The 24042-nt window shown below is 42.6% G+C and carries 18 protein-coding genes; 5 read left to right on the top strand and 13 right to left on the bottom strand.

Features of this window, described 5'->3' with window-relative positions; genetic code table 11:
• Nucleotides 1-6: 6 nt before the first annotated feature.
• From CRO15_RS15735 to CRO15_RS15720, 4 genes are all read right to left on the bottom strand, one after another.
• Complete coding sequence (locus CRO15_RS15735) at nucleotides 7-1167, bottom strand: hypothetical protein (RefSeq protein WP_097046813.1); 1161 nt, start codon at nucleotides 1165-1167, stop codon at nucleotides 7-9.
• Nucleotides 1164-1571 (bottom strand): c-type cytochrome, encoded by a 408-nt coding sequence (locus CRO15_RS15730; protein ID WP_097046812.1) that lies wholly within the window; start codon nucleotides 1569-1571, stop codon nucleotides 1164-1166. The genes CRO15_RS15735 and CRO15_RS15730 overlap by 4 nt, the downstream gene beginning before the upstream one ends.
• Nucleotides 1572-1647: 76 nt before the next feature.
• Entirely contained in the window at nucleotides 1648-2229 is a 582-nt protein-coding gene (locus CRO15_RS15725; RefSeq protein WP_097046811.1) for a helix-turn-helix domain-containing protein, read from the bottom strand.
• Nucleotides 2230-2404: 175 nt separating this feature from the next.
• Nucleotides 2405-2824 (bottom strand): HYC_CC_PP family protein, encoded by a 420-nt coding sequence (locus CRO15_RS15720; protein ID WP_097046810.1) that lies wholly within the window; start codon nucleotides 2822-2824, stop codon nucleotides 2405-2407.
• A 714-nt stretch (nucleotides 2825-3538) separates the two neighbouring features.
• Here CRO15_RS15720 and CRO15_RS15715 point away from each other — a divergent pair.
• The 5 genes from CRO15_RS15715 (at nucleotide 3539) to CRO15_RS15690 (ending at nucleotide 8821) form a co-directional block, all read left to right on the top strand.
• On the top strand, nucleotides 3539-4186 hold the full coding sequence (locus CRO15_RS15715) for a DinB family protein (RefSeq protein ID WP_097046809.1): 648 nt from the start codon (nucleotides 3539-3541) through the stop codon (nucleotides 4184-4186).
• Nucleotides 4187-5209: 1023 nt separating this feature from the next.
• A complete protein-coding gene (locus CRO15_RS15705; protein ID WP_097046807.1) occupies nucleotides 5210-5962 on the top strand; it encodes a type 1 glutamine amidotransferase domain-containing protein in 753 nt (250 codons plus the stop codon).
• Nucleotides 5963-6342: 380 nt separating this feature from the next.
• Nucleotides 6343-7317, top strand: a complete 975-nt coding sequence (locus tag CRO15_RS15700) for an alpha/beta hydrolase family protein (protein WP_097046806.1) — start codon at nucleotides 6343-6345, stop codon at nucleotides 7315-7317.
• 123 nt (nucleotides 7318-7440) lie between these two features.
• Nucleotides 7441-8082: a hypothetical protein gene (locus tag CRO15_RS15695; RefSeq protein ID WP_097046805.1), complete on the top strand. Its 642-nt coding sequence runs from the start codon at nucleotides 7441-7443 to the stop codon at nucleotides 8080-8082.
• Nucleotides 8083-8323: 241 nt separating this feature from the next.
• The gene (locus CRO15_RS15690) at nucleotides 8324-8821 is read left to right on the top strand and encodes a QcrA and Rieske domain-containing protein (RefSeq protein ID WP_243396990.1); all 498 of its coding nucleotides are present in this window, start codon (nucleotides 8324-8326) and stop codon (nucleotides 8819-8821) included.
• Nucleotides 8822-8890: 69 nt separating this feature from the next.
• Here the strand turns inward: CRO15_RS15690 and CRO15_RS15685 are convergent, their stop codons facing one another.
• From CRO15_RS15685 to CRO15_RS15645, 9 genes are all read right to left on the bottom strand, one after another.
• The gene (locus tag CRO15_RS15685; RefSeq protein WP_097046804.1) at nucleotides 8891-9688 is read right to left on the bottom strand and encodes a DUF6503 family protein; all 798 of its coding nucleotides are present in this window, start codon (nucleotides 9686-9688) and stop codon (nucleotides 8891-8893) included.
• A gap of 4 nt (nucleotides 9689-9692) precedes the next feature.
• Nucleotides 9693-10961: a M14 family metallopeptidase gene (locus CRO15_RS15680; RefSeq protein WP_097046803.1), complete on the bottom strand. Its 1269-nt coding sequence runs from the start codon at nucleotides 10959-10961 to the stop codon at nucleotides 9693-9695.
• 10 nt (nucleotides 10962-10971) lie between these two features.
• Nucleotides 10972-12357, bottom strand: coding sequence for an alanine/glycine:cation symporter family protein (locus tag CRO15_RS15675; RefSeq protein ID WP_207763925.1), 1386 nt, complete (start codon nucleotides 12355-12357; stop codon nucleotides 10972-10974).
• On the bottom strand, nucleotides 12347-13669 hold the full coding sequence (locus CRO15_RS15670) for an amidohydrolase family protein (protein ID WP_097046802.1): 1323 nt from the start codon (nucleotides 13667-13669) through the stop codon (nucleotides 12347-12349). Before CRO15_RS15670 ends, CRO15_RS15675 begins: the two co-directional genes overlap by 11 nt.
• A 10-nt stretch (nucleotides 13670-13679) precedes the next feature.
• Nucleotides 13680-16805, bottom strand: coding sequence for an amidohydrolase family protein (locus CRO15_RS15665; RefSeq protein ID WP_165769977.1), 3126 nt, complete (start codon nucleotides 16803-16805; stop codon nucleotides 13680-13682).
• Nucleotides 16741-18222, bottom strand: coding sequence for an aminotransferase class V-fold PLP-dependent enzyme (locus CRO15_RS15660; protein ID WP_097046800.1), 1482 nt, complete (start codon nucleotides 18220-18222; stop codon nucleotides 16741-16743). The genes CRO15_RS15665 and CRO15_RS15660 overlap by 65 nt, the downstream gene beginning before the upstream one ends.
• A 148-nt stretch (nucleotides 18223-18370) precedes the next feature.
• Nucleotides 18371-19012, bottom strand: coding sequence for a heavy-metal-associated domain-containing protein (locus CRO15_RS19885; protein ID WP_207763923.1), 642 nt, complete (start codon nucleotides 19010-19012; stop codon nucleotides 18371-18373).
• Nucleotides 19013-19041: 29 nt separating this feature from the next.
• Nucleotides 19042-20445 carry a SusD/RagB family nutrient-binding outer membrane lipoprotein gene (locus CRO15_RS15650; RefSeq protein ID WP_097046799.1) on the bottom strand — a complete coding sequence of 468 codons (1404 nt, stop codon included), beginning with the start codon at nucleotides 20443-20445 and terminating at the stop codon, nucleotides 19042-19044.
• Between the two features lie 26 nt (nucleotides 20446-20471).
• Nucleotides 20472-23981, bottom strand: coding sequence for a SusC/RagA family TonB-linked outer membrane protein (locus CRO15_RS15645; RefSeq protein WP_097046798.1), 3510 nt, complete (start codon nucleotides 23979-23981; stop codon nucleotides 20472-20474).
• Nucleotides 23982-24042 lie beyond the last annotated feature (61 nt).

Raw genomic sequence — 24042 nt, 5'->3', positions numbered from 1 at the left:
ATTTAACTAAAATCCTATGGCCCAATGCAGAAATAGTCCATCGGTATTTGTAATTCCGTCACCATCGTGACCCCCTTCGGTTTCCGTGGTCTGATAACTGAGCTTGACCACCGAGCGCCAGCTCAGCCAGTAGTTAAGACCAAAGGCATATTGGGTTGATTTCTCTTCCCACTCAGCTCCTTCAGGTGCATTGAAATCCGAATACCTTCCAACAAACTCCAATTTTTTCACAAAGTCACTGTTGGCCATGGTCGGTCTATAGCTCAATTGAGCGTAAAACGAATTGCTTTGATTGTCAAAAGAGTATTCTTCTTCATCACCATCTTCGTGCATCTCGATAAATGTGGCGGTATCCACGTTGGAACTGTTGTATTGCGCCTTTACATCCACTATGCCGCTCAATCCCGGTATTTGTTTCACCAAAGAAAAATCCAGGGCGTATAAGAATGCACCGATATCCTCGAATTCTGAATCCTCTTCTCCCGTGCCGCTGGTAGAGTAAGCGGAAAATCCTATTTCCGTAGAGGAATCGGAAAAGGGCAACAACCCGATCCGACCTCCGTAGGCCTTGGCCAAATTGGTATCCTCGTAGTTCGCAAACTGCAAAATGCCCGCTTCCTCGGGTTCTTCGCTACCGTCTTTGATACGTGGCCCATTGGTAGAATACACTGAATAGTTAAGCTTGGGCCCGCCCAAATCAAAGGCTCCCCTCAATTCCACTCCAATTCCGGAAGAAGGTGCGATCCCGTCATGTCCGTAGCCTAAAGGGGCGTTCGGCAAACGGTTGATCCATGCGGGATGCAGCCTTTCCATAAAAGTGCCAAAGGGCAAAAGAAATTTTCCTGCCCTAACGGTCATATTCTTATTGAGCACGTACATGACATCGGCATATTCGAGGCCTATTTCCAGTTCATTGCTCTCCAGTACAAATTCCAGTTCAGCTTCGAACATGAGTCTATCCGAATGTTTGTACAGAAAGATTGGGGCAAAGGCGGAACCTAAGAATGTAGATTCTGTTTCGTCTCCCGAGTCCATATACTCAAACCCCGTATGTCCGTAACCCCGGAGCATAAATTGGGTCTTGCTCGGTTCAAATGTGTTATAGGTCTGGCCATAAATGGAACTACCTAACACTAATAAGGTCGTAAATACTAGTAGTTTTTTCATTTTTTTAGAGTTCTGATGTAATTAATAAGTTCCCATCTTTTATTTTCTGGCAATGCGGTCTTATAGGAAGCCATTGGGGCGCGTCCCTCTGTTAATTTCCAGAAAAGGGCTCCATCGGTCTGTGCCTGAATATCCGAATTGGTCAAATCGGTAGGTTTCGGGGTCAACCCGGAACCACCCATGCCATCGCCTTTGCCCTTGGCGCCATGGCAAATCACACATAGCATTTTGTAGGTCCTTTTTCCCTTGGCAGCGGCGTTCGCATCGCTTTTTAATGGGTTCATGATTTTATCCGCACTTGCGGGAGCTTTCCATTTCTCCTGAGCGTGGCCATTGAAGCCGACCATTAGAAAGCATATCAGCCCTAATAGTTTGATTCCCGATAATTTTCTATTTATTTTCATTTTATTGATGAATTAGGTGTTTATGTTAAAAGTATTTGTTCCATTTTGCTCCTATCTGCACAATTTTCTTTGTTATCTATATAATTTCGTCAAGGAAATTCCTTTCCCATATCTGACTGTTTTTATAATCAGTCATACTAAGACCCGTTATGTTCTTAAACTGTCTTGACAAATGGTTCACACTGCTATAATCCAATAAGTAGGCGATATCCGAAAAAGTGTGCTGCTGTAACTGTATCAGCTCCTTGGCTTTTTCCACCTTTAATTTGATAAAGTACTTTTCTATGGTCGTATCCTCATTCTTGGAGAAAACCCTGCTCAAATACTTATAATCTCGATGTAGAAGGGCCGCCAAATGATCGGATGTATTTATCCTTATATCCATTGGCAGCTCCATTATGAGCTCTATCAAAATGAGTTTTATTCTTTCCACCAGCATTTCGTCCTCACTCTTGGTGATCTCGAATCCGTTGGTGTGCAGAATTTCCGTTATTTTCTTATCGATTTCCTTACCTGAATCGGTGTCAAAATGTACCGTTAACTTTCCCAGTTCCAGGGAAAGGATATCGACATGGATTTCCTCAAGCTCCTGCTTGATGACTTTCAAACAGCGCTTGCAGACCATATTCTTTATCCAGAATACTTTCTGTGGTTTCATATAGCTATGAAATTTATGTTGGAGTTACTTAAACCCGTTGATCATGCATGACCCACAATTTTATAGATCATGTAACTGAGCAGTGCTTAGAAAGGAGCACGACAATTTTTAGCCAATGTTGGGTTATTGGCCAAAATGGGTACAGGATAAAGGATATATCCTGCAGAAGAGGAATTCAAATCAAAAATGTCTCGTGAAGTACCTGTATATCCTTCGATATCAAAGGAGGATCGTAGTGCAAAAAGGGAACGACATTCTTTTCAAGCCCTTCAAAGCCATTGATATAGGTATAAAAGAAGGTATGTAGGAAAATGTAATTCTCTGAGGTCAGCTCGGAGGTCACTTTCTTGATATCGTCCACTCCGGTTTTTGAGAACTTTACATTGTTGCAACAGTCCTTTTGCCCAAGGGAACATTCCTTTGAGGGCCTTTCGGTCTTTTTAACTTTTTCATCACATGGTTTTGCCTTTCCGAAGACTGCCATATCCACCAATTTATCGCAACAGAAGTGCATATCCGCACTAAAAGAAGAAGTGGCGAAAAGAACCGCAAAAGTCAAAATATAGGACACTATTTTGTGAAAAAAAACCTTCATCCCTAAAAGTTAGCAAAAAATTGTTTAAGTCTGACACTCGGCCGTTAATTTTTTAAACCCTGTAAATGCTTTAATTACAGTGGTTTATAAACCATAGAACTGGCCAACGGTCCAAAAGTAAAACAAATGATCAAACAAAAGCATGACAATTGTCATATTTACTTTTAATGTAAGAATTATGATACGTTTTTGGTATGCGACATGTAGAAAATACTTTTTAAGTTCTGTTTCATCTATGTTGTTCAGGGATTTTTGAAAAAAAGTCTAGCCAATTTGATAATAGACGCATAACCATCAATAGTATTTTAACTATACCTTTTAACCTCTAATATTCTCACAAAATCAGGAACTGACATAATACCGTGTATATATTAATTTATACTCAAAAAGTATTATTTTTATAGGAAATCAATAAGGTTATATGGAATCTTCCATATATCCAAGTAGTTGACGGCAATGTCCCCTTGGGCCCGCAAAACCACGCAATCCTTGCGCTCCCCTTTTGCTCATCCCCGTCAATGGGCTTTGTAGATCAAGCCTCACCCAAAATTACATTTTCCCTATATTTATACCTCGCAACGAGCAAAAGGCACAGCCATCAACTCAGTATATAGCACATGAGGCGTGATCATGGCCGCCCCGTGAGGCACGCCACACGACGCCATATACAAAGCCCATTAGACACAATTAATACAACCTAAACTAAATACTAATATGAAGAATCAATCAGAAAACAATAACAGAAGAAATTTCTTGAAAAGCTCTGCACTTTTAACTTGCGGATTAGTTTCTATTCCATTCGCTGGAATTGCCAATGAATTACCCAGTCAAACCGAAGATAGTCTATATATTATTGGGCCAATGGACGGGTATGACCCACAAGTTGGAACCCTACTTTCCACTATGAACATGATGAGAGCTTGGGTTATAAACAGTGTGAAAAATTTAACAGTTGAGCAACTTGACTTTCAAATCGATGAACAATCAAATTCTATTGGAGCAATGTTATTACATTTAGCTGCAACAGAGAAGTATTATCAACTACATACTTTTGATGGTCTTGAATGGGGAACATGGAGTGAGGACATTAAGGCTGAATGGGATATTCCCTCAGGACTTGGGAAGCTTGGAAGAGAACAAATAATTGGAAATGAAGTTGGCTACTACCTAGAAAAACTTAAAGAAGTAAGAGAGTATACAAAAAAGGAATTTGCCAAAAGAGGAGATAAGTGGCTTATGGAAATTGATCAGGATTGGCCATGGGGTCCCACCAATAATTACTGTAAATGGTTTCATGTCTGCGAGCATGAGTCTAATCATCGAGGGCAAATGAAGTTTATTGCAAAAAGATTGCCATCCTGAAAACAAAAGTGTCTAAGCCGTGTATAATTCATTGCTAGTACTAGCCTACTTACGAAAATCCTCGCGGATTTTCTATTCGGTTTGTATTTGCTCAATCAGTTGCTGAAACACGCAACGAAATCATACACAAGACCGTTCGAGTCAATGTTCCGTTACGCTCCACATGGACTCGAACGTGCAGGCGGCTGCGTCATTGTAAAACATTTGAGAAAAGTGAATTCTATAATAAAAATACTTCTGATTTCAATAATATTAACTGTATTGAGCTCTTGCTCAAGAATGTTGAATCTAAATTTATCGAAATCGGAAATACGAACTTTAGACACAATTTATTATAAAAAGCAGAATCACAAAGTTTACGATAGTGAATGGTTGTTTCTTGAAAAAAATATATGTCAATTTTCGACTACTCTCTTGCGGAAAAAAACCTATACTGGAACGTGGACAAAAAAAGGTGATTCGTTAAAAGTAAGTTTTTTTTATCAAGGGGAAAACGCGCCTGCTGATGGAATGTTTGCAATTGAAGACTTGAAATAAAGCAAAAATGTTCCAAATCGGAATTAACTCAAAATACGAAATTTAAATAATAAAGTGAAAGAAAAGCGTTTTACAACAACGTATGTAACTCATAGCTAATTAGTTGCTTAATCGCAGTTAAGGCATATTTGCAAGCCCGCCAAATTTTTCAATTTGGCTTATTGATAAAAAAGGTAATAAGAAAATTATAAAATTCGGCTCGTACTCAACCGAAAAGTAATTGCTATTTTGCACGCTAGGAGCCATATATAAGACCCATCGATGGGCTTTGTACATCACACCTCATATCCTACTGTAGTTTTTCCATTTTTATAAGACCTGTGGCAAAAGGCACAGCAATCGACTACACTTATAACGGATGGGGCGTAATGATGGCTCACGTGAGGCACCTCTCACACGCCATAAACAAAGCCCATTGGCATTAATTGGATGACTGTAACATTCTTCACTAATTATTGTCTTATAAAAAATTCAATTAATCAAAAAATGAAAAACACACTTTTAACATTACTGACATTAGTAATTTTTATTTCCTGTAAAAATGAAACAATTGGAAAGGGAAGAATATTAATTATTGTCTCAAATACTGAGGATATGAATGATCCCGAAAAACACTTTGCTGGTAACAATCTTTGGGAAGTTGCTCCGCCATATCATATTTTTATTTCTCACGGCTATGAAGTAGATTTTGTATCACCAACTGGCGAAAAAGTTCCTTTCTCAATGGATCCACTTGGAATAAGTAGTTACACAATAAAATATGAAAATTTCATGGAGAAAGCCGAAAATTCACTTACTCCTGAGCAAGTCGATTTTAAAAAGTATAAGGCTGTTTTTATTGGAGGTGGTTATGGCCCATTATTTGACGTGGCCGAAAACAAAGAACTACTATCGATTATAGCAAAAATATATGAAAATGATGGCATAGTAGGCGGTTGTGGACATGGGCCGGGTGCTTTCGCCAATGTTAAATTAAGTAATGATAAATATATGGTTAATGGGAAAAAAGTAACAGGTTTTCCAAATTCAACCGAGATAACTAAAACTTGGGCAAAAGAGGGAACTTTATTACCATTCTTTTTGGAAACCCAATTAAGAGAAAATGGTGCTATTTATCAAAATAAAAATGATTTGAATGATAAACATGATGTGATAATAGACAACAGAATAGTGTCAACAATGTTTTTACCATCCTCAGCTTTAGTGGCTAAAGAGATGATTAATTTAATAGAAAACTAATGCCAACAACTTATAAAATTAATTGTTAGTACAAGCCTATTTACGAAAATTCTCGCGGATTTTTTATTCGGTTTGTATTTGTTAAATTAGGTCCTTAAGCACGCAACTAATCTTATACAAATACGATGATGTTGCATTCGCCTATGGCGACCCTAGTTGCTACACCTCGTACTTCGATTCACGCACCAAGGGATATGCAACATCATCGCAGCGCTATCTCAGGTTTTTCTATCTTTAACAAAGTCATGGCAGCAAAAGTACAGCCACCGACCAAGTCCATAACGAATGGGGCGATATGATGGCTCCCGTGGGGCGATGCCCCACTCGCCATACACAAAGTCCATTAGCAAAAAATAAAAAAACGACTAAAAATAAATAAAATGAAAACAAGAAAAAAGATTCTAGTAATGATACTGGTTTTAGGAGGAGTCGGTTTTTTTGGCATAAAAATGAGAAAATTTAGACCATTAATAATAGCATTTGCGCTAATTCTCATCAGTACTATTATTTCAGCCCAAGAAATAACCGCTGATTTAGGTTATTTCCCAAACCTAGAATTCAATGACAAAATTGTTGGAAGTAATACCGATGATAATGGTAATACTTTCGAAAAAATAGTAATAGATGGATTCGATTCCAAAATTCCATTTTACAACATAAAACCAAAAGAACAAAAGGAGGGTAAATATGTTATACTTCTTCACGGTATAACTGGGAACAAAGACAATTGGGTTAATCCTACAACCAGTCTGTCCGAAAAATATGTAAAACTCAAAGATTCACTATTAACATTAGGATATTCAGTAATAATCCCGGATGCTAAATACCACGGAGAAAGAAGCTATCAAGGAAATTTTGCTTCGCCTCTAACATTTTTTTCATTACAAGATCTTCAAAAAGTATATAATTTATATACATCATCTGTCAAAGATATTCGAATCATAATTGACTATATAGAAAGCAAATCAACCTCAAAACCACAAATTTTTGATGTCATAGGGTATAGTATGGGCGGACAGATGGCTATTCTCTTGAATTCGGTTGATGAAAGATTGAATCGTGTAGTTGTCTGTGTTGCACCTTTGGATACTCAAAAAGGATCCAAAAGGATAGGAATGAATGAAGATAGTGCAAAAAGCTTGGAGTTACTATCACCAAAAAATTATGCGATGCTACAAAAAGCACCTATTACCCTACTTATGGGAACAAAAGATGGTTGGTATACTAAAGGAGAAGCTCAAGATTTTTTTGATAAAATAACTATAAAAGACAAGACATTGAAATTTTATGAATCTGGACATTATTTGCCAGATGAATTTATTACAGATACGATTAAAGGAATAAAAAAGAAATAAAAACGCTACCCAACTATGGCTATAATTCGTTGTTATTTAGTGTCACACCAAGATAAAAGCATTTATTAACGGATGATTCCACAAGGAAATTTTGACCAAGACAGTTAGCTATCACTAAAAACTATGAAAAATATATTATTATTTCTCTTATCTATAATTTCATTACTGACATCAAATCAGTGCAAATCAAATACTGACAACAAAGAAACTAAGAAAAGCTTTGTTCAAAAAGAACAAAAAACGACTAAATCTGAAAATACAACCTGTAAGTTTTCTTTAGAAACACTAGGTAGTAATAGTTCTAATAAATCTCGTGTAGAATTGATCGGCCTCTATGAAAACCTTAATAATACAGGAGATAGCACTTATGGTTATACATTAAGTCTCTGGGAATTAAACGGACAAATACTGGGGTTTTTCAACCTTTATGAAGGAGGTGCGGAGCCAACTAGAAGTGGTGCCATAGTTAACGGGAAACGATCTAATGACATCTTGAATATTGAGATTTGGACAAAAGGAAGCAAAGCATATAAAGATTGGCAACAATCTGATACTTATGTTTTTTCATTTTCTGGAAAGTTAAGCAACAATGAATTAATTGGAAATTTATCTATGTTTAACTGTTCGAGCAATACTTTGGACGCAGATTATGACAAAGAAATAAAACTATCTTATTCCAATATGTGGGAACTGGAGAGCTTTGAAAATATTAAAAGTTGGAAAGAGAATTATTCATATCAACTTAATTTTAAAGATAACAAATGACACTAGCCAACAAAGTATAAAAACAATACGGAATTAGAGCTAAATCTTTAGCTTTCCATTTAAACGAAGTCTGCCAAATTTATATAATGTTAATTCTAAACAAGTCGATCGATAGTAATATGTCCCATAAAAAGAACGCTTTGTAGGGCAAAGTTTCGGGCCAATAGATTGACTAAAATTGTATGTTTTAATTTACCATTTACTGCTATGCCATTTCGTTGGGCGAACGCCAATATTTATTATGCGTATACGATTTTCAAGAAAAATCCGTTGGAAGTATGCAGATATCTTTGTTGTGAAAAGAAAAGAATTTTTGAGGAGTTTAGGGGCAGGGGCAGCATTCGCTATCGTCTTCCCATGCGTTCATGGTTGTTCAAAAGATGGCAACGGAGATGTAGCTCCAGAGGACATGAGGCCCATACCTACCGGAGTGGATTTTACAATAGACCTAAGTTCGGCTGAAGGTACCGGTTTGGAAAACAATGGCGATTTTATTCTTAAGGAATATGTGGTCGTGGTGAAAAATTTGGAAGGAAACTTTGTGGCCGCCAGTCAGGTGTGCAGTCACCAACAGACCGAGGAAGTCCGTTTTGTGGCACAAGATGGGGGAATCTATAATTGTTCCACACACGGAGCACGTTTTGACCAAAGCGGTAAACCATTGAACAGCATTACAAGTAATCCCTTGAAAATATTCCAGACCGAATTGACTGGGGACCTACTTCGTGTCTTTGAGTAGAACCCGTTGTTTTTTAGTAAGAAATACATTCCGGTCAATGACCCAGCCCAACTTGGACGGCAATTTATTTTAGGGTATAAATTCTATTTTCACGTTTTTTAGTTCAATAGTGGAAAGTTTTTCGAGTTCATCTTTTTCATATGCTTTCTCAATTTCCTCGAAGGGAAAGCTTCCCTTGATTCTAGGTTTTAGATTTCGATAGTCCTGAATGAGGACCCCATTGATCATGCGTTGGTTATAGGCTTCGCGGAACCGCATTCCCCCCTTGCCCGTAAAGTACTTATAGGCGAGGTAGTCCATGCTGTAATCTGAGACATCGAACCAGTACAGGAAAACGTCCTCAAAATCGTCCCCGCCCCCTTCTTGCCTGAAAGTAACCCGAATCTTATGGTATTCTTTGTTCTTGATACTCGATCTTCCCATATTCTCAATGATGACCGCTGGGTCATTGAGCCATAGTGGTAGAAACGCAAAATAAATTACCGAATTGACCGAATTGGTATAGGCGTTTTTTCTCTTTTCCGTTAGGTTCACCAAGGTATCCGCCACATAACGGTTCAAGCCTGCATTGGTATAGATATCCCTTATCTCGGTGCCGTCCAACTTCTTGCCGGTTCTCGTGTATTCAAACCGTCCGTTGTTTTTTCTGTATTTGTAATTGTGGTCACGAAAGGAAAAGGAGGCTTCTGCATTTTTTAATTTCGCGGTCCCGGAAACTTCGATGGCCTTAGCTACAATTTCTTGTTGTGCCACTACCGTGTTTGACGAAAAAAACGATACCAGAAGGATACCAATCTGAAAGAATGTCCTATACCTGGGTAATTGTATAGATAAGGTGGTGTTTGAATTTTGAAGAGATTTTTCCATAGGGTTACTTTAAACGTTCAAGCATTAATTCCATCAATACATTGGCACTTATCCGCCCTTTTTCCCTAAGAAACTCTCTTGGGGTGTTGTCCCCGATTTCAAAAACCAGGGCCTCGGCCCCATGTTCCACGAAAAAGTAATTGCGTGAAACCGTGGTAGGATGCATCCTATCACTGGGCCTAACATTGGGGTCGTAGCCATCGACTTCTTCCTTGATGGCATCGAGCCATGTGGGCACCAGATCTGGCATATTTCCTTTTAATTTAGGATCAACGGTATAATAGATATCGTCCCATGTGGAATGAAAGTCGATACCAAAATAAAATTTTCCATTGGTCCGCACCACCTTTTCCTCCATGAATTTTTTTACCGCCCGAGTTTCCGGGTGGTTAAAATTTGCCCAGTCCCTGTTTAAATCCACTCCCCCGGCATTATGTCTCCAATGTCCGTTATCAACCCCGTCCGGATTCATTAAGGGCACCACATAAGTAGTAAACTTTTTTCTAAACCTACGAGCCAATTTAGCATCCGATGCCATTGTTTCGATAAATGATTTCATGGCAAGGTAGCCTGTAACCTCTGGAGGATGTTGCCTAGAAATGACCATGAGCATATTTTTTGATTTTGGATTTCCTATGGTGAGTAAATCCAGAAGCCTGCCTTCCCGACTTTTGCCCATGCTTTTTCTTGAAACAAAGGGCTTTTGTGATAGGCTATCCATCCAACGACCAACATGGCTTGAAGTGTGCAGTTCCTGTCCGGCAATCCATAACGTGTCCCTGCCCACCTCTAATTTCATGCTTATTTTTACAGGGAGTGAACCTGGCCCAAAGTTTTTGTCCCCTTTTTCAAACTCCGTATATTGGATGGAGTCAAGTGGCGACCACCTTAGGCCATCGAAACTTAATTTGGGATAATACCGGTGTTTCGCCGATGCTTGATAGGTCAATATGACGTTGATCGTTCTTTTTTCTTTGGCCCATATCTTAAAGGCATACCAGGGACTGGTATTTATCGGTGTATTTTCAGAAGTTATCAAGGCGGTATAGGTACTGTCGTTGTTCTTTATAATACCGTTAAGTCTAGCTCCTTCGAAATTATTGGAAAAAGTAATGTTGGCACTATCGTACGTAAAGCTCCCCTTCCATTGTTTCTGTACGGGTTTTGAGGTTGTGGGCACAATTTCAATGGGTGGCTGTCCCTGAAATTTTTCATTTTGGGCGGTAATGGGAGCGAGGGTCATTAGATACAAAAGAAGTATGGTCTTTTTCATGGTAATCGTTTTAAACAGCAGTGGTTTTTATTGATAGTTTATTGAAATAGTCGTGCGTAGCCCTGTTCACCTTTGGAGATAGGATAATGGCGGATACCATGGTAGGTATTGACATTAAGGCAAAGCTTATATCGATAAGGCCAACAATTCCGGACATGGAGGAAATTGCCGCTATGATTATACTTATGATATAAATGTAATTATAGATTTTCTTGTATCGCGTACCGAAAAGAAAGCCTATGCACTTGGTCCCGTAATATGAGTAAGTAAACAGGGAGGTCAATGCAAAAATGGCCACGATGAACACCAACAAGAATGCTCCGTATCCAGGCATGGTCTTGACAAATGCATTTAAGGTGACCGTTACCCCACCAATATTCGGATCTTGCCAACTATTGGTCACCAAAATTGCAATTGCCGTCAAGGTACAAACTACAATAGTATCGATAAAAGGGCCTAGCATTGCCACAAGCCCTTCCCTGACCGGTTCCATGTTTCTAGATGCGCCATGGGCCATGGGAGCCGTACCAATGCCCGCCTCATTGGAAAATGCCGCTCTTCGCACACCAACAATGATAATCGCTCCCAGACTTCCTCCTAAAACGGCATTGCCGGTCATTGCATCCGATATGACCTGTTCAAATGCCGGAATGATATTGACGTGGTGTACCACCAAAATATAAGATACCGCCAAAAAATATAAACACACCATAAAAGGAACCAGTTTACTGGCGTAGTTTGCTATTCGCCGGATGCCTCCGAACACAACGATTGAAACAAGGACACTAATTACCGCTCCGATTATTACCGAAGATTTTGTGGATGCCCGGTAGCTCAAACTTGGCAATAGAACATCGTTCAGGACTTGGGTAAGCTGATTAGCTGTAAAAATGGGCAACGAACCGAAAAGACCGGCAATGGAAAAAAAGACCGCGAGGGGTTTCCACCTTTTTCCCAAGCCCTCCATGATTACATACATCGGACCTCCCTGCGCAATACCGGAATCATCACTGCCCCGATACATTATGGACAAAGAACATGTATAATATTTGGTCGCCATGCCGATCAACGCGCTCATCCACATCCAAAACAGCGCACCTGGCCCTCCCATGGAAATTGCGATGGCCACCCCGGATATATTGCCCATCCCCAGGGTAGAGGACAATGCTGTGGATAGTGCCCTAAAAGCGCTGATTTGACCGATATTCGACTTATTGTCGTATTTCCCCCGGACAACCGAAACGGCGTGCAAGAAATGTTTGAACGGCAATAATCTGGAGTATATCAAAAAGTACAAGCCACCCCCTACCAATAAGATCAATAAAGGCAGGTCCCATATCCAGTTACTAAAATCAATGATCGCCTGCTCAATTCTCTGAAACGGGTCATTCACCATGTCCGAACTTTTCCGAATAGCGTTTGAAGTTCTCCTGATGTGGTCCGTCCAATATGATGTTTTTTCCCCGTATGAATGCCAGGGAGAGGGAATTGGTCTGTACATCCAATGCATCGCCCCTTGATACGAACAAAGTCGCGTCCTTGCCAACCATAAGGGAACCGACCCGTGCATCGATACCAAGAATTTTCGCAGGATTCAGCGTTACCAATTTAAGGGCCTCCTCTTTTTCCAGACCGAAAGCGGCCGCCATACCCGCATAGAATGGCAAATTTCTGGAAGTAGATAACATGCCGGTATGGCTCAAGGCTACTGTAATGCCCTCTTTGGTGAGCAAAAAAGGTAACTTGTAATGGGCATCGTACGCCATGTCCGCCCTTCTGGGGTAGGCATAGGTAGGCGGTAGGATTACCGGAATATTATTCTCCCTTATAAAATCCCTCACCATAAAAGCTGAATAGGAAGTAACAAGTGCTATCCGATCAACCTTATGGGTTTGCGCGAATAAAATGCTTTCTATTATTTCCTTGGGTTCGCTCGCATGGACCACCAAGGTTTTACTTCCATCAAAAAGTCCCTGCAGGGACGCCAGTTTCAAGTTTGTCGGTTGTTTATACCCTATGTTATAGGTACGGGCTGCCACAAAAAGGTCTTCCAACTCCCGTGTTTTGGAATCATAGGATGTGCTTTTCTTTATTCGTGAGGTCTTGGTGGCCGTATCGTAGGAGCTTGAAAATGCGGAGGGCCAACGTAAATGGATCGCAGCTTCATTTTTATGGACCGCTTCCATCCAGTTCCATCCGTCCAACTCCATCACCGTGGACGTCCCTGAGATAGTTCCGCCAGAGCGTATGGACTCTACCATTAGAATCCCATTGAACCTCAATGTGGGGATATGTGAAGAACCTGTGTCGAAGGCAAAGACCGTTTTTATACTAGGATTGATATCTCCCTGCTCCAGTTTGTCATTGGAATGTGGCACTGCACTGATTTCCTCGATCCCAATCAATGAGTTCGGTAAAATAAGGCCGGGATAAATATGTTGGCCGGTGATATCGATAATCCGATATTCATCAAAGTCCGACCCCTTTGCTTCCATATTCCCTAGATAGGTGATCCTACCTTCCTTAAAACCCAACAAACCTTTCGTGATTACCTCGCCCGTGCCGGTATGAATGGTCCCGCCGGACAACAGAATAGGTTCTGATTGCAAACCGGCCGGTTTAGGTGATAGCTGGCCCCATAGTACGCCGGGAACATAGAACAAAAAAATTGCACAAAGGCTAAGACTTATAGTATTGACTTTTCTCATAGTAGATATTTTATTGCTCCATACCCAAAGATTCGCAATGGAATTCGGGTTTTATGGGTGATATTTTACGTTCCGCTGTTTTCCTGGTTTTGTCACCTTGCATCAATTGGATAATTCGGGCTCTTTCCCTGACATTTTCTTCCCTAAGAATTTTGTCCCGTTCCAGATCAAAATAAATGGCCCCTTCAATAATGGTTTTTTCCGGTTTTGCATAAATCGACATAGGGGGAGCTGACCATAATACCACATCAGCGGATTTGCCAACTTTGATACTCCCCATGGTTTCGTCCAACCGTAATAGTTTGGCCGGGTTCAGTGTAATGAGCTTGAGAGCTTCCTCAGGGGCCATATTCCCATACTTAATGGATTTTGCCGCCTCATGGTTCAGGTGCCTGATAGTTTCCCTACTGTCCGAATTGATCGCAGTGACAACCCCTTCATTGTTCATTATGGTCGCATTGTAGGGAATGGCATTTCGAGTTTCCCATTTAAAGTTCCATTTATCGGAAAAAGTACTTCCTCCAATCCCATGTTCGACCAGCTTGTCCGCTATGCGATACCCTTCCAGGGCATGCGTAAATGTATTTATGGTAAAACCAAAACGCTTGGCAACGTCCATTAACATCAACATTTCCTTTTCCTGGTAGGAATGGCAGGAAATATAGCGCCTGCCCTCAACAATCTCCAGCATGGCCTGTTTGACCAGATCCGTCCTCGGCATTGGAGTGCTCTTTCTTTTCCTCTTGTCCAGCTGATTGTAGCCGTCCCAGCCTTTCTTGTAGTCCAGGGCCTCAGAGAATGCATTGGTGTAAAATTGCTCAAGGCCCATAAGGCTCCTTGGAAAACGTATCGAAGGTGCACTTTTTGAACGTTTTGGATTTTCGCCCAGCGCAAATTTTATAAAAGGTGCGGCCCCTTCGATCTTAAGTGTTTCCGGGTCTTCTCCCCATTTGAGTTTGATCAGCGCGGACTGTCCCCCTATAGGGTCGGAAGAGCCGTGTAAAATATGCGCGGCAACAACGCCTCCGGCCAAGGCCCTATATATGCTTATGTCTTCGGAATTGATGACATCCCCCATTCTTACCATACTGGAATTGGCGGCGATCTCATTGACTGCGCTAATCGCGATATGGGAATGCTCATCAATAATTCCGGGCGTAAGATGCTTTCCAGCACCTTCGATTATCCTCGCGTTTCCGGCCTCTATGTTCTTTCCAATACGAACGATCTTCCCGTCCTGTATCAACACATCGGTGTTTTCAAGAATGCCCTCTTCTTCGTTGGTCCAAACCGTCGCATTTGTGATCAGTACGGATTGTGGACGTATCTTGTCCGTGGTTCCGTAGGCCATAAAAGGAAATATTGTTTCCCCTAAAGTGGCCGTCAACTTACCGGAAGGTCTTTTTTTGACCGCGCTGCCCTTGGAATCGCTCTCTTTTTCCCGAACCGCCTTCCAAAACACGCTATCTTTAAAATCGATGGTCCCCTCACCTTTAATGGTAAAATCAGCTGCACTGGGATCGGTCCACCCCGCCAAAGTATACTTGTTTTCATTGTCCGTCTCAAATTCAAGAAATATCATATCTCCGTTCAATTTAACGGAGACTTTATGTTCGTTTCCATTGGGCAATAGGACGGAAGCTACTTGCTTGGAATTTTTGATTTTGATTTCCAGCTCGGCGGTTATATTTCCAACTTCCAGGTGATATGCCCCTAAAATTGCCGTAGCGGGAGGTTTGTTGACGATATGCCGCTCGCCCTTGACCCAATTTTCCAACAGTATGGTATTCTCATGGAATATATCACCGTCGGCAACAAGGAAATTTGCCAGCTGCCCCTTTTTCAAAGTCCCCACGATGTCATCTATCCCTAATAACTTGGCCGGTACCGATGTTAGACTGGATAGGGCCTGTTCCTTGCTCAGACCGTAGGTTACGGACTTTCTTAAATTAGCAAGAAACCCACCAAGATTATCCGCCGGATGGGAGGTGATCGCGAATGTGATGCCATTTTGTTCCAGTTGGGCTGGGTTGGTGGGTGCCAATTCCCAGTGTTTTAGGTCATCCAGCGCAATTTTTTGCGTGATAAAGGGATCTGAAACGTCAAACGGGAGAGGGAAATTCAGCGGTACGATCAATGGGGCATTCATTTGTTTGATTTCTTGGATTCGCTGATATTCATCCCCTCCGCCCTTGATAATGAAATCCAGCCCAATTTCTTTGCCCATCCTATCCGCTCTAAGGGCGGTCAACCATCCGTCGGCCTCAAATATTTGGGGCAATTCCCTATTGGCAATCAAAGCGTTCAAGGATAGGTCTGTAAAGGGTCTTTTGGTTTGAAGGGCGTACCACTGGCTATCATAAAATGTTTGCCGTAATAGCGCTATGGAACCCATGGGGGATATCGGATAATCTTGAGTGGAACTGCCTTTGTCAAAGGAATAATGGGACGCCACCACCGGACTTATGACCATATTGTTTTCGGTACCCTTGCCCAATGTGACCAAGGCGGCCGTGCCCCTGGCAATACCGTCGGGCCTAAAGATGGAAGCCGTTCCAAATCCCTGGCCTCTCATTTTAGCAGCTTCCTTGTCATCGATAAAAAAATAGTCCGCACTATTGTAAAATGACTTGATCGCCTCATTGGGGTTATAGGCCCCTTTGGTTTTCGATTGTACCTGCTCCCTCTTCACATATGGATTGCCCCTTGGCGGTTTTGTCACCTTCGGTTGTCCATAATTACTGAACATCTCAATAAATGAAGGATAGATATAATGCCCTGCCAGGTCCATTTCCCTATAGCCCTTCGGAACATCAGAGTTCTTTGAAACGGACTCGACCCTGCCATCGTGCAGCAATAATGTGGCATCCTCAAGTATAGTGAACGGGTCTATGGTTATGGTGGCATGGGTCAGGGCCACCGCGTTTACTCTTTCGTCCGCAACATCGTTTTTTGGAAAAGTTTCCTGCGCACAAACCGTGTAAAGCGGAAAAATGGCAAAGAAACAGATCGTAAACTTTATTTTTTTTAATGGGTTCATATGGATGTAGATTTTTGAAATATGATAGGTTTTAGATATTGAACCAATGGCCAAGTTCCTCTTTGTCCAGTTTTTCGGAATGGTGATAAAAGGCATTGTTCTCTGTTTTGTACACATATTGCGTGCTCATTTCTTTTCCATTGTCCGCAACTTCTTTAATGGCGCCCAGTATATAGTCAAGTTCCGAATCTGTCATGGTAGGGTGAAGCGAGAGACGTACCCACCCCGGTTTTTCGGTAAGGTCGCCCTGATCTATTCGGTTTGTAATATTTCGGGACTGCTCCTTGGAAACTTCCAACAGCAGATGACCGTAAGTTCCGGCACACGAACAGCCGCCCCGTACCTGTATGCCAAAATGGTCGTTCAACAATTTTACCACCAAATTGTAGTGAAGATGCTCTACGTAAAAAGAAAAAACACCGAGACGGTACCGCACCTCTTTGGCCAATACCCGTAGCCCTTTGATCTTGGGCAGTTCTTCAAAGCACCTGCGTACCAATTCGTTTTCACGTCGCCGTATTTTTTCGACGTCCATCTTCTCCTTTAGCCGAATCGCCAATGCGGTTCTGATCGTCTGTAAAAATCCTGGGGTACCCCCATCTTCACGGGCCTCTACGCTCTCAAAGAAATTATGGCCGCCCCAAGGGTCCGTCCAAGTGACCGTGCCGCCGCCCGGATTATCGGGAATACGGTTTTTGTACAGTTTTTTATTGAATACCAATACCCCCGAGCTTCCAGGCCCGCCCAAGAATTTATGGGGCGAAAAGAAGATGGCATCCAATCGTCGTGATTCTTTTTCGGGATGCATATCGATTTCCACATAAGGTGCAGAAGCCGCAAAATCCACAAAACAAAAACCGCCGTGTTCATGCATGATTTCGGCCAGTTCATAGTAGGGTGCACTCACTCCCGTTACGTTCGAACATGCCGTGAAAGAACCTATTTTTAGCTTTCTGTCCTTATATTTTTTTAACTCTTCCTTGAGTACATTGGCATCCACGAAAAGGTTTTCCGAAGGTTCTAAAACGACAACATCGGCAATGGTCTCCAGCCAAGTGGTCTGATTGGAGTGGTGCTCCATATGGGTCAAAAAAATGACCGGCCGTTCGCTTTCCGGGATTTCAAATGCTTTTTCCAGCCTTTCCGGAACCTTTAATCCAAGAATACGCTGAAATTTGCACAGGACGCCCGTCATCCCCGTATCCGTGGTAATGATGGCATCTTCCTCGGAGGCGTTCACATGTTTCTTGATCTCGGTTTTGGCCGTTTCGTATAGACCTGTCATCAATTTACCGGTATAGCTGGTCTCCGAATGGGTGTTCCCGACCATCGGCCCTATTCTCCCGCGCATGATATCTTCTATAGGCCCATATAATCTGCCACTGGCTATCCAGTCGGCATAGACCAAAGGTTTTCTTCCCAACGGAGTATCTATCCGGGTATCTACCCCAATGGTATTCCTTCTAAAATCCTTAAAATAGGATTCCAGTGTTTCTTTTTGTTTAGTTATCATTTTTGCTAAAAGAAGGACTGTCCTTACTTAATTGAACTCCAACGTTGACTAACAGACTAACTCAAATAATCAAAACCAATGAAAGTTCTTGCTCTTAAACCCATGATATGGGATCTTCAATTAAGCGGACAGTCCAAGGTCCGAAGATTTATTGTACTCTATCGTATTGGCAGCAGCCCGGTAAATCGCCATAAACCGATGCCTCCGCTTTATCGAACTCCGTATCGTGACCGACTCCGGCAATGGCCTTGGAAACTACATTTTTCGCAACGGCCTTATCCGAGACATCGACACTGATGATTTTGCTCTCCTTGTCCCATATGGCATTGACAACGCCCGGGACAGTTTTGGCCGCTTTCTCGATTCTTTTTTTACACATGCCACAATTTCCCGAAACCAAAAAGCTAAAGGAGGCCACGGTATCTTCTTTGGAAGCCTCACTATTGTCAGGTGCTTCCCGATCGTATTGACAACACCCGGGCAGGGCATCATAGGCGCTGTCGCTAGCTTTGCCGAACTTGGTATCATGGCCCACTTTGTTTATGGCCTTGGATATGTCTTCCAGCGAGGTTTCATCCGAATTATAGGCTACGTCAATGATTTTTGTATCCTTGTTCCAGGTTGCCTTGGAAACGCCCGCAACCGCATTGGCCGCTTTTTCGATCCGTTTTTTGCAGCCGTTGCAATTGCCCAATACTTCGAACTCCGAGGATTTCTCTTGGGCGTTCACAAAGGTTACGGCACCAAAGGCCAGCACTAATAGCATAAAATTTCTCATTTGCTTTTTCATCGATTTAAATTTTAAAAAATTGATATTAATTATTGATTAATGGGATTTGGAACGAAAAGACCCGGTTCCTCGGGAACGCTTGTGTTGGCCAATACCTCGTCCTCGGGATATAGAAACCGTTCTACCCTTCCCGGTACCGTAGATGTATTGTTTGGAAAAGGAATGCCAATTTCGCCCTCCGTCCTTAGCCGCCGCGCATCGTCGAACGGCATAAAAGTCGTAAAGCCCGTGATATACCGCTCCTCTACAATTTCACGCAATAGTGCAGTATCCGAATCGATATTATCAGCGTTCTCGATGCCACCAGGGCCAAAATCCGTGGTCGTATAGGCATCATATAGGATAGGTTGGCCCTCCACACTGGCATTGAAAAAATCGCCTGTGGCCAATTGGGCCCGCCAGGTATTTAAATGGTCCAGACCAACGTTGAAGCCTTGGCTACGGGCACCGGCCTCGGCAAGAATCAAAAGGTTCTCTTGATAGGTGATCAGCGGTTGGGGCTCCAGTTCATTGGCAATGCCCAGATTACCGTCCGGGTCCGCCTCATTGATCGTATAGTACTGCAATCTGGCGGTTTCCTCCGTCTTGCTATTATTCCTGGAAATGCCACTACTGGGATCCAATAATTGGATCAGGTAGCTGTTTCCCGTTCCTACGCTGGGCGTGTTATTGAGCAAAATCCAAAATTTATTTTTAGTGCTCGTTACATCTTCCAGGTCCAAGGGGATGAATGTCATGCTATTTTCCTGCGAGGATATCCCGTTTTGTGCCGCTGCGTAGGCCAGGTCATATTGCCGGGTAAGCATATAAAATCTGGCTTTTAAGGTCCATGCGGATTGCAGCCACTTGTTGGCATCGCCATTGAAAAGGAAATCCTCCAACACCACATCCTGTGGGGTAACATTGGACAGGCTGCTCACGGCAACGTCCAAGAGGGCCTGCAAGGATTCGAAAACATCGGCCTGGCCATCGAATTCCGGGTTGGAAATTTCCAATAACGCGTTTGAGTAGGGAATGTTCCCGTACATGGAGGCATAATTTCCAACTAGTTGTGCTTCAAGCACCCTTGTAATGCCCTGATAGCGATTATTGTCCGGTGTCCGCTCCCTGATCTCCCTTACCGGGGTCAAAACTTCTTGGTACCCGTCCCAATCAAAGTCCGTGAACGTTACATTGTAACTATAGCGTTCCAATTCCGTTTGGTCAAAACCGATAAGCTGTCCCGACCAGTACCCCGCCATTCTATTGTAGTCATCCAATAGGATATCGATAAGGTTCAATTCGGCACCGTTCAAAAATAGGCCAGGGTCCAACTCTTCCAAGGTGAAATTATTGGGATTTTCATTAATACCGTCTACCAGTTCATCGCATCCAATAAAAAGGAAGCTGAACAATAGTAGGGGGATAATATGGGTTTTATATACTGTTTTCATTTCTATAATATTTTAGTGTTCGTAGTTTAAAATGTAGCTGTCAAATTGAATAGCACAGATCGGGTCGATGGATTGGTGAAATAGTCGAGACCGGAGGCATTGCTGATACCATAATAACTGGTTTCCGGGTCTGAACCGATGATATCCGTCCATAAAATAAGGTCCCTTCCTGTTATGGCCACTCTTAAACTTTTTAAAGGCAGGTTTTTATATCTATTTCTATCGAAGGTATAACCCAAGGTTACGTTCCTAAGTTTCGTCCAAGTGGCGTCCTCTATATAGAGGTCGTTCAATTTGTTGAAACCAAGTCCGCCTCCCCTGGTCCGGTAATATGATTCATCGAGCAGGACATTGCCCGCTCCAAAATCAGTGACATTCCCCCTAACCGTGGTTCCAGTGGTGAAAACATCGCCATTGACATTCACCAAATCTTCGCTTAGCGTAATTTCATTGCCCACATCGGCATGGGTACCGAAGCCGTACATGACAATCCTTCCGCGATTGATAAAATCCCCGCCTTGTGAATGTTCAAACAGGAAACTAAAATCGAATCCCCTGAAGTTCAGCTGCATGCCTGCGCCACCCCTCCAATCAGGGTTTGGATCCCCAATGACACGCCTTTCGGTGTCAACTTCAGGAAACCCGTTTTCGTCAAGGGCACGGGTACCCTCCTCATTGAGAACAGAACCGGGAAGCCAAAATGAACTCATCGGGAACCCTTTGACCGCCTTGGAGGTTCCTCCAATATCCACGGTCTCCGCCCCGAATATATCGACCACCAAATTTTCGTTGTTGTTAAAATTTGCATTAAAGGAAAGTGAAAAGTCCTCTTTTTCGATGAGTTTTGCGGTAAGGTCGATTTCCCAGCCTTTGTTCTCAATAATTCCCGCGTTCCGGTAGCTATTGTTGAAGCCCGAACTCGGATTGGTCTTGACCTCGAACAGGATATCGTCTATTTCGTTCTCATAGTAGGTCACCCCGAGGTTCAACCTGTTTTTAAAAAACCGTAGATCGGCTCCAATTTCATATTCCGTTTTGATCTCTGGCCTTAGGTTGCGGTTTCCGCGAACATCGGAAACTTCAAAGACACCACCGAAATCGGCGAAGTTGGTCGTTGCCAGTGTCTCGAATCGGTAAGGCCCCGGTTGTATCCCTACCTTTCCCCATGATGCGCGAAATTTTCCAAAAAACTGTTCATCATTTTCAAAAAGGTCGGTAAACTGCCATGCCAAATCCACCGATGGATAAAAGAAGGACCCCTCTATGGTGGAAGACGCCTCGAGAGAGGCGGAAGCATTGATGAACAATTGGTCGAACAGTCCAAAATTAACGAGCGCATAGCCCCTGTTGGTCCGTATTTGTCTCAAAAACCTATTCCAGCTTGTGGCCGCGTCGTCCGGGTTCAAATCGTCGATCGGTTGTCTTGAATCGACAACAAAAGGGGTCAACCTTGTGGTTGTCGTGGCTCTTTTTCTATTATTGAAGTTAAATCCCAGGGTGGTGTTCACCTTAATGTCGGTCGTAAGGTTGTGCTTTGTTTTCATAAGCAGGTCAAAATTATATTCCTTGCTTACGGCGACCGTCGACCTCAAATCCCCGAATCTTGCGCCTCCCGAGGTATTTATGGGGAGAAACTGTAACCTTTCATCCGAGTAATAGTCCAAGCCCCCCCGTAGGGTAAAGTCAAGCCAGTTCAGTGCCCTGATATTTATCTCAGGGGTCATCAATAATCGATTGACCCTACTTTCGTTACGTTGCTCATAAATGGTCCATAGCGGATTGTTATAGCCTGCATTGCTCGATGCCCCGATCTGGTTGCGATATGACCGCTGTCTGTTCTGAAAAACGTCCCCATCCCCATCCACATAGGTGCCTATATGGTCGCCAATATCAAAGTCGGCAGGGTTTCGCAACAAGCCAATATATAGTCCCGTGATGCTTCCGCCCCCGCGTATCCTATTGGATTTTGAAAAGGTATAGGCCACATTGTTCCTTACGTCGAGCCAGTCGGTCAAATTTACCTTGGTGTTCAACCTAATGTTCTGGCGGTTATAATCCGCATTTTTCACAATACCGTCTTGTTCCAGTATCCCATAGCTAAAAAAATAAGAGGCTTTTTGCCCGCCCCCACCCACGGAAAAATCGTGCTGTAGAAATGTCCCTGTTCTGAAAACCGCATCGAAATTCTTGTCAATAAAGGTTTCCCTTGAATTCTTGCTGACGATCGGATAGTATAAATTTCCCGAGTCAGTGACAAAATACTCTCCGGCAGTATCCAGTTCATCGGCACCCCCCGGTCTATCCGCAATCCGGTCCCCCCAGGATTCGGTTCTATTGATGGCCCTTACGCCCCCTCGTCCCTGTCCAAATTTATCCTGTAAGGGAACCCTTACCGATATATCGTCAATCGAATAGGTGGAGCTATAGGTAAAGGTGGGTGCCCTATTGAACGACCCCCCTTTGGTGGTGATCAATATCACCCCATTGGCAGCCCGTGAGCCCCAAAGGGCTGCCGCCGAGGCACCCTTAAGCACTTGTACGTTCTTAATGTTGTTTTGATTAATGTCATTTAATCTTGATTGCTGCGTGACGGACGTACTTCCCCCGACACCGTCATCATCAAAAGAATCGTTGCTCACCGGGATACCATCTATAATAATAAGGGGATTGCTATCCCCCTCAATGGAATTAATTCCCCTGATCTGGATATTTGAGCCTGCGCCCGGGTCACCATTTTGCCTGGCAATACGAAGCCCGGAAACCTTTCCCGAAAGGGCATTGATCACTCCGGCTTCCCCCGCTTTTACTATTTGTTCGGGTTGAACCGAGGAACTGGTGGACCCGGTCTCATCCTTGAGCTGCCTCGTCCCGATGGCCGTTAGGATTACCTCGTTCAATTGATTGGCGCTCGGCATCATCAAAAGGTCGATGACATCGTCCTGACCAACGGTCACCTCAGTGGTCTGAAAACCAATGTAGGAGAACATCAGGACATCGCCTGTGGATGCCGATATTTTGTATTTCCCGTCAAAGTTGGTGGATACGCCCTTGGTCGTGCCTTTGATGACAATATTTACCCCAGCCAGGGGAACCCCCTGTTTGTCGGTAACCGTACCCGATAACTGTTTTATTTGCTGTTCAATTGACTTTTTTCGCGGCTGGACTTCTACGTCCTTCTTAATTTTTAAGATGATATATTTTCTTCTGACCACATAATCAACATCGGTTCCCGAGAATACCTTTTTTAAAATATCGGAAATGGTTTGGTTATCGACATTTATGGATACTTTTCTGTTGACATCGACTTTTCTGTGGTTATAAGTAAATTTGAACTCCGATAGGGATTCGATTTCATCAAGTACCTTTTCAAGTGATACGTTTTCTTGTTTTAAGCTTATTTTTGTGTTCTGGGAGTATGTGTTCGCATGAATTTCAAACAATGATATTACCAATAGAAAAGTTGTAATCTTCATTTTCAAGTCAAATTTATGCGCTCTTTTTAGTGCAAAAAGCGCACCTAGCACTAATTTTTTCATAATTTTGATTAGTTTATTTATGGTTCAATAATTTTATTTGAATCATCTTACAATCGGGAAA

It is taken from the genome of Flagellimonas pacifica, from assembly GCF_900215465.1.
Lineage (GTDB): Bacteria > Bacteroidota > Bacteroidia > Flavobacteriales > Flavobacteriaceae > Flagellimonas > Flagellimonas pacifica.
This window is presented reverse-complemented; position numbering and strand designations above follow the sequence as displayed.

Coding starts and splice junctions, on each gene's coding strand:
- CRO15_RS19885 (WP_207763923.1), bottom strand. CDS start 19,012: ATGAAAAAGCAAATGAGAAATTTTATGCTATTAGTGCTGGCCTTTGGT.
- CRO15_RS15645 (WP_097046798.1), bottom strand. CDS start 23,981: ATGAAAAAATTAGTGCTAGGTGCGCTTTTTGCACTAAAAAGAGCGCAT.
- CRO15_RS15715 (WP_097046809.1), top strand. CDS start 3,539: ATGAAGAATCAATCAGAAAACAATAACAGAAGAAATTTCTTGAAAAGC.
- CRO15_RS15665 (WP_165769977.1), bottom strand. CDS start 16,805: ATGCCTTTTATCACCATTCCGAAAAACTGGACAAAGAGGAACTTGGCC.
- CRO15_RS15730 (WP_097046812.1), bottom strand. CDS start 1,571: ATGAAAATAAATAGAAAATTATCGGGAATCAAACTATTAGGGCTGATA.
- CRO15_RS15735 (WP_097046813.1), bottom strand. CDS start 1,167: ATGAAAAAACTACTAGTATTTACGACCTTATTAGTGTTAGGTAGTTCC.
- CRO15_RS15680 (WP_097046803.1), bottom strand. CDS start 10,961: ATGAAAAAGACCATACTTCTTTTGTATCTAATGACCCTCGCTCCCATT.
- CRO15_RS15720 (WP_097046810.1), bottom strand. CDS start 2,824: ATGAAGGTTTTTTTTCACAAAATAGTGTCCTATATTTTGACTTTTGCG.
- CRO15_RS15650 (WP_097046799.1), bottom strand. CDS start 20,445: ATGAAAACAGTATATAAAACCCATATTATCCCCCTACTATTGTTCAGC.
- CRO15_RS15670 (WP_097046802.1), bottom strand. CDS start 13,669: ATGAGAAAAGTCAATACTATAAGTCTTAGCCTTTGTGCAATTTTTTTG.
- CRO15_RS15660 (WP_097046800.1), bottom strand. CDS start 18,222: ATGATAACTAAACAAAAAGAAACACTGGAATCCTATTTTAAGGATTTT.
- CRO15_RS15725 (WP_097046811.1), bottom strand. CDS start 2,229: ATGAAACCACAGAAAGTATTCTGGATAAAGAATATGGTCTGCAAGCGC.
- CRO15_RS15675 (WP_207763925.1), bottom strand. CDS start 12,357: ATGGTGAATGACCCGTTTCAGAGAATTGAGCAGGCGATCATTGATTTT.
- CRO15_RS15705 (WP_097046807.1), top strand. CDS start 5,210: ATGAAAAACACACTTTTAACATTACTGACATTAGTAATTTTTATTTCC.
- CRO15_RS15685 (WP_097046804.1), bottom strand. CDS start 9,688: ATGGAAAAATCTCTTCAAAATTCAAACACCACCTTATCTATACAATTA.
- CRO15_RS15690 (WP_243396990.1), top strand. CDS start 8,324: ATGCGTATACGATTTTCAAGAAAAATCCGTTGGAAGTATGCAGATATC.
- CRO15_RS15695 (WP_097046805.1), top strand. CDS start 7,441: ATGAAAAATATATTATTATTTCTCTTATCTATAATTTCATTACTGACA.
- CRO15_RS15700 (WP_097046806.1), top strand. CDS start 6,343: ATGAAAACAAGAAAAAAGATTCTAGTAATGATACTGGTTTTAGGAGGA.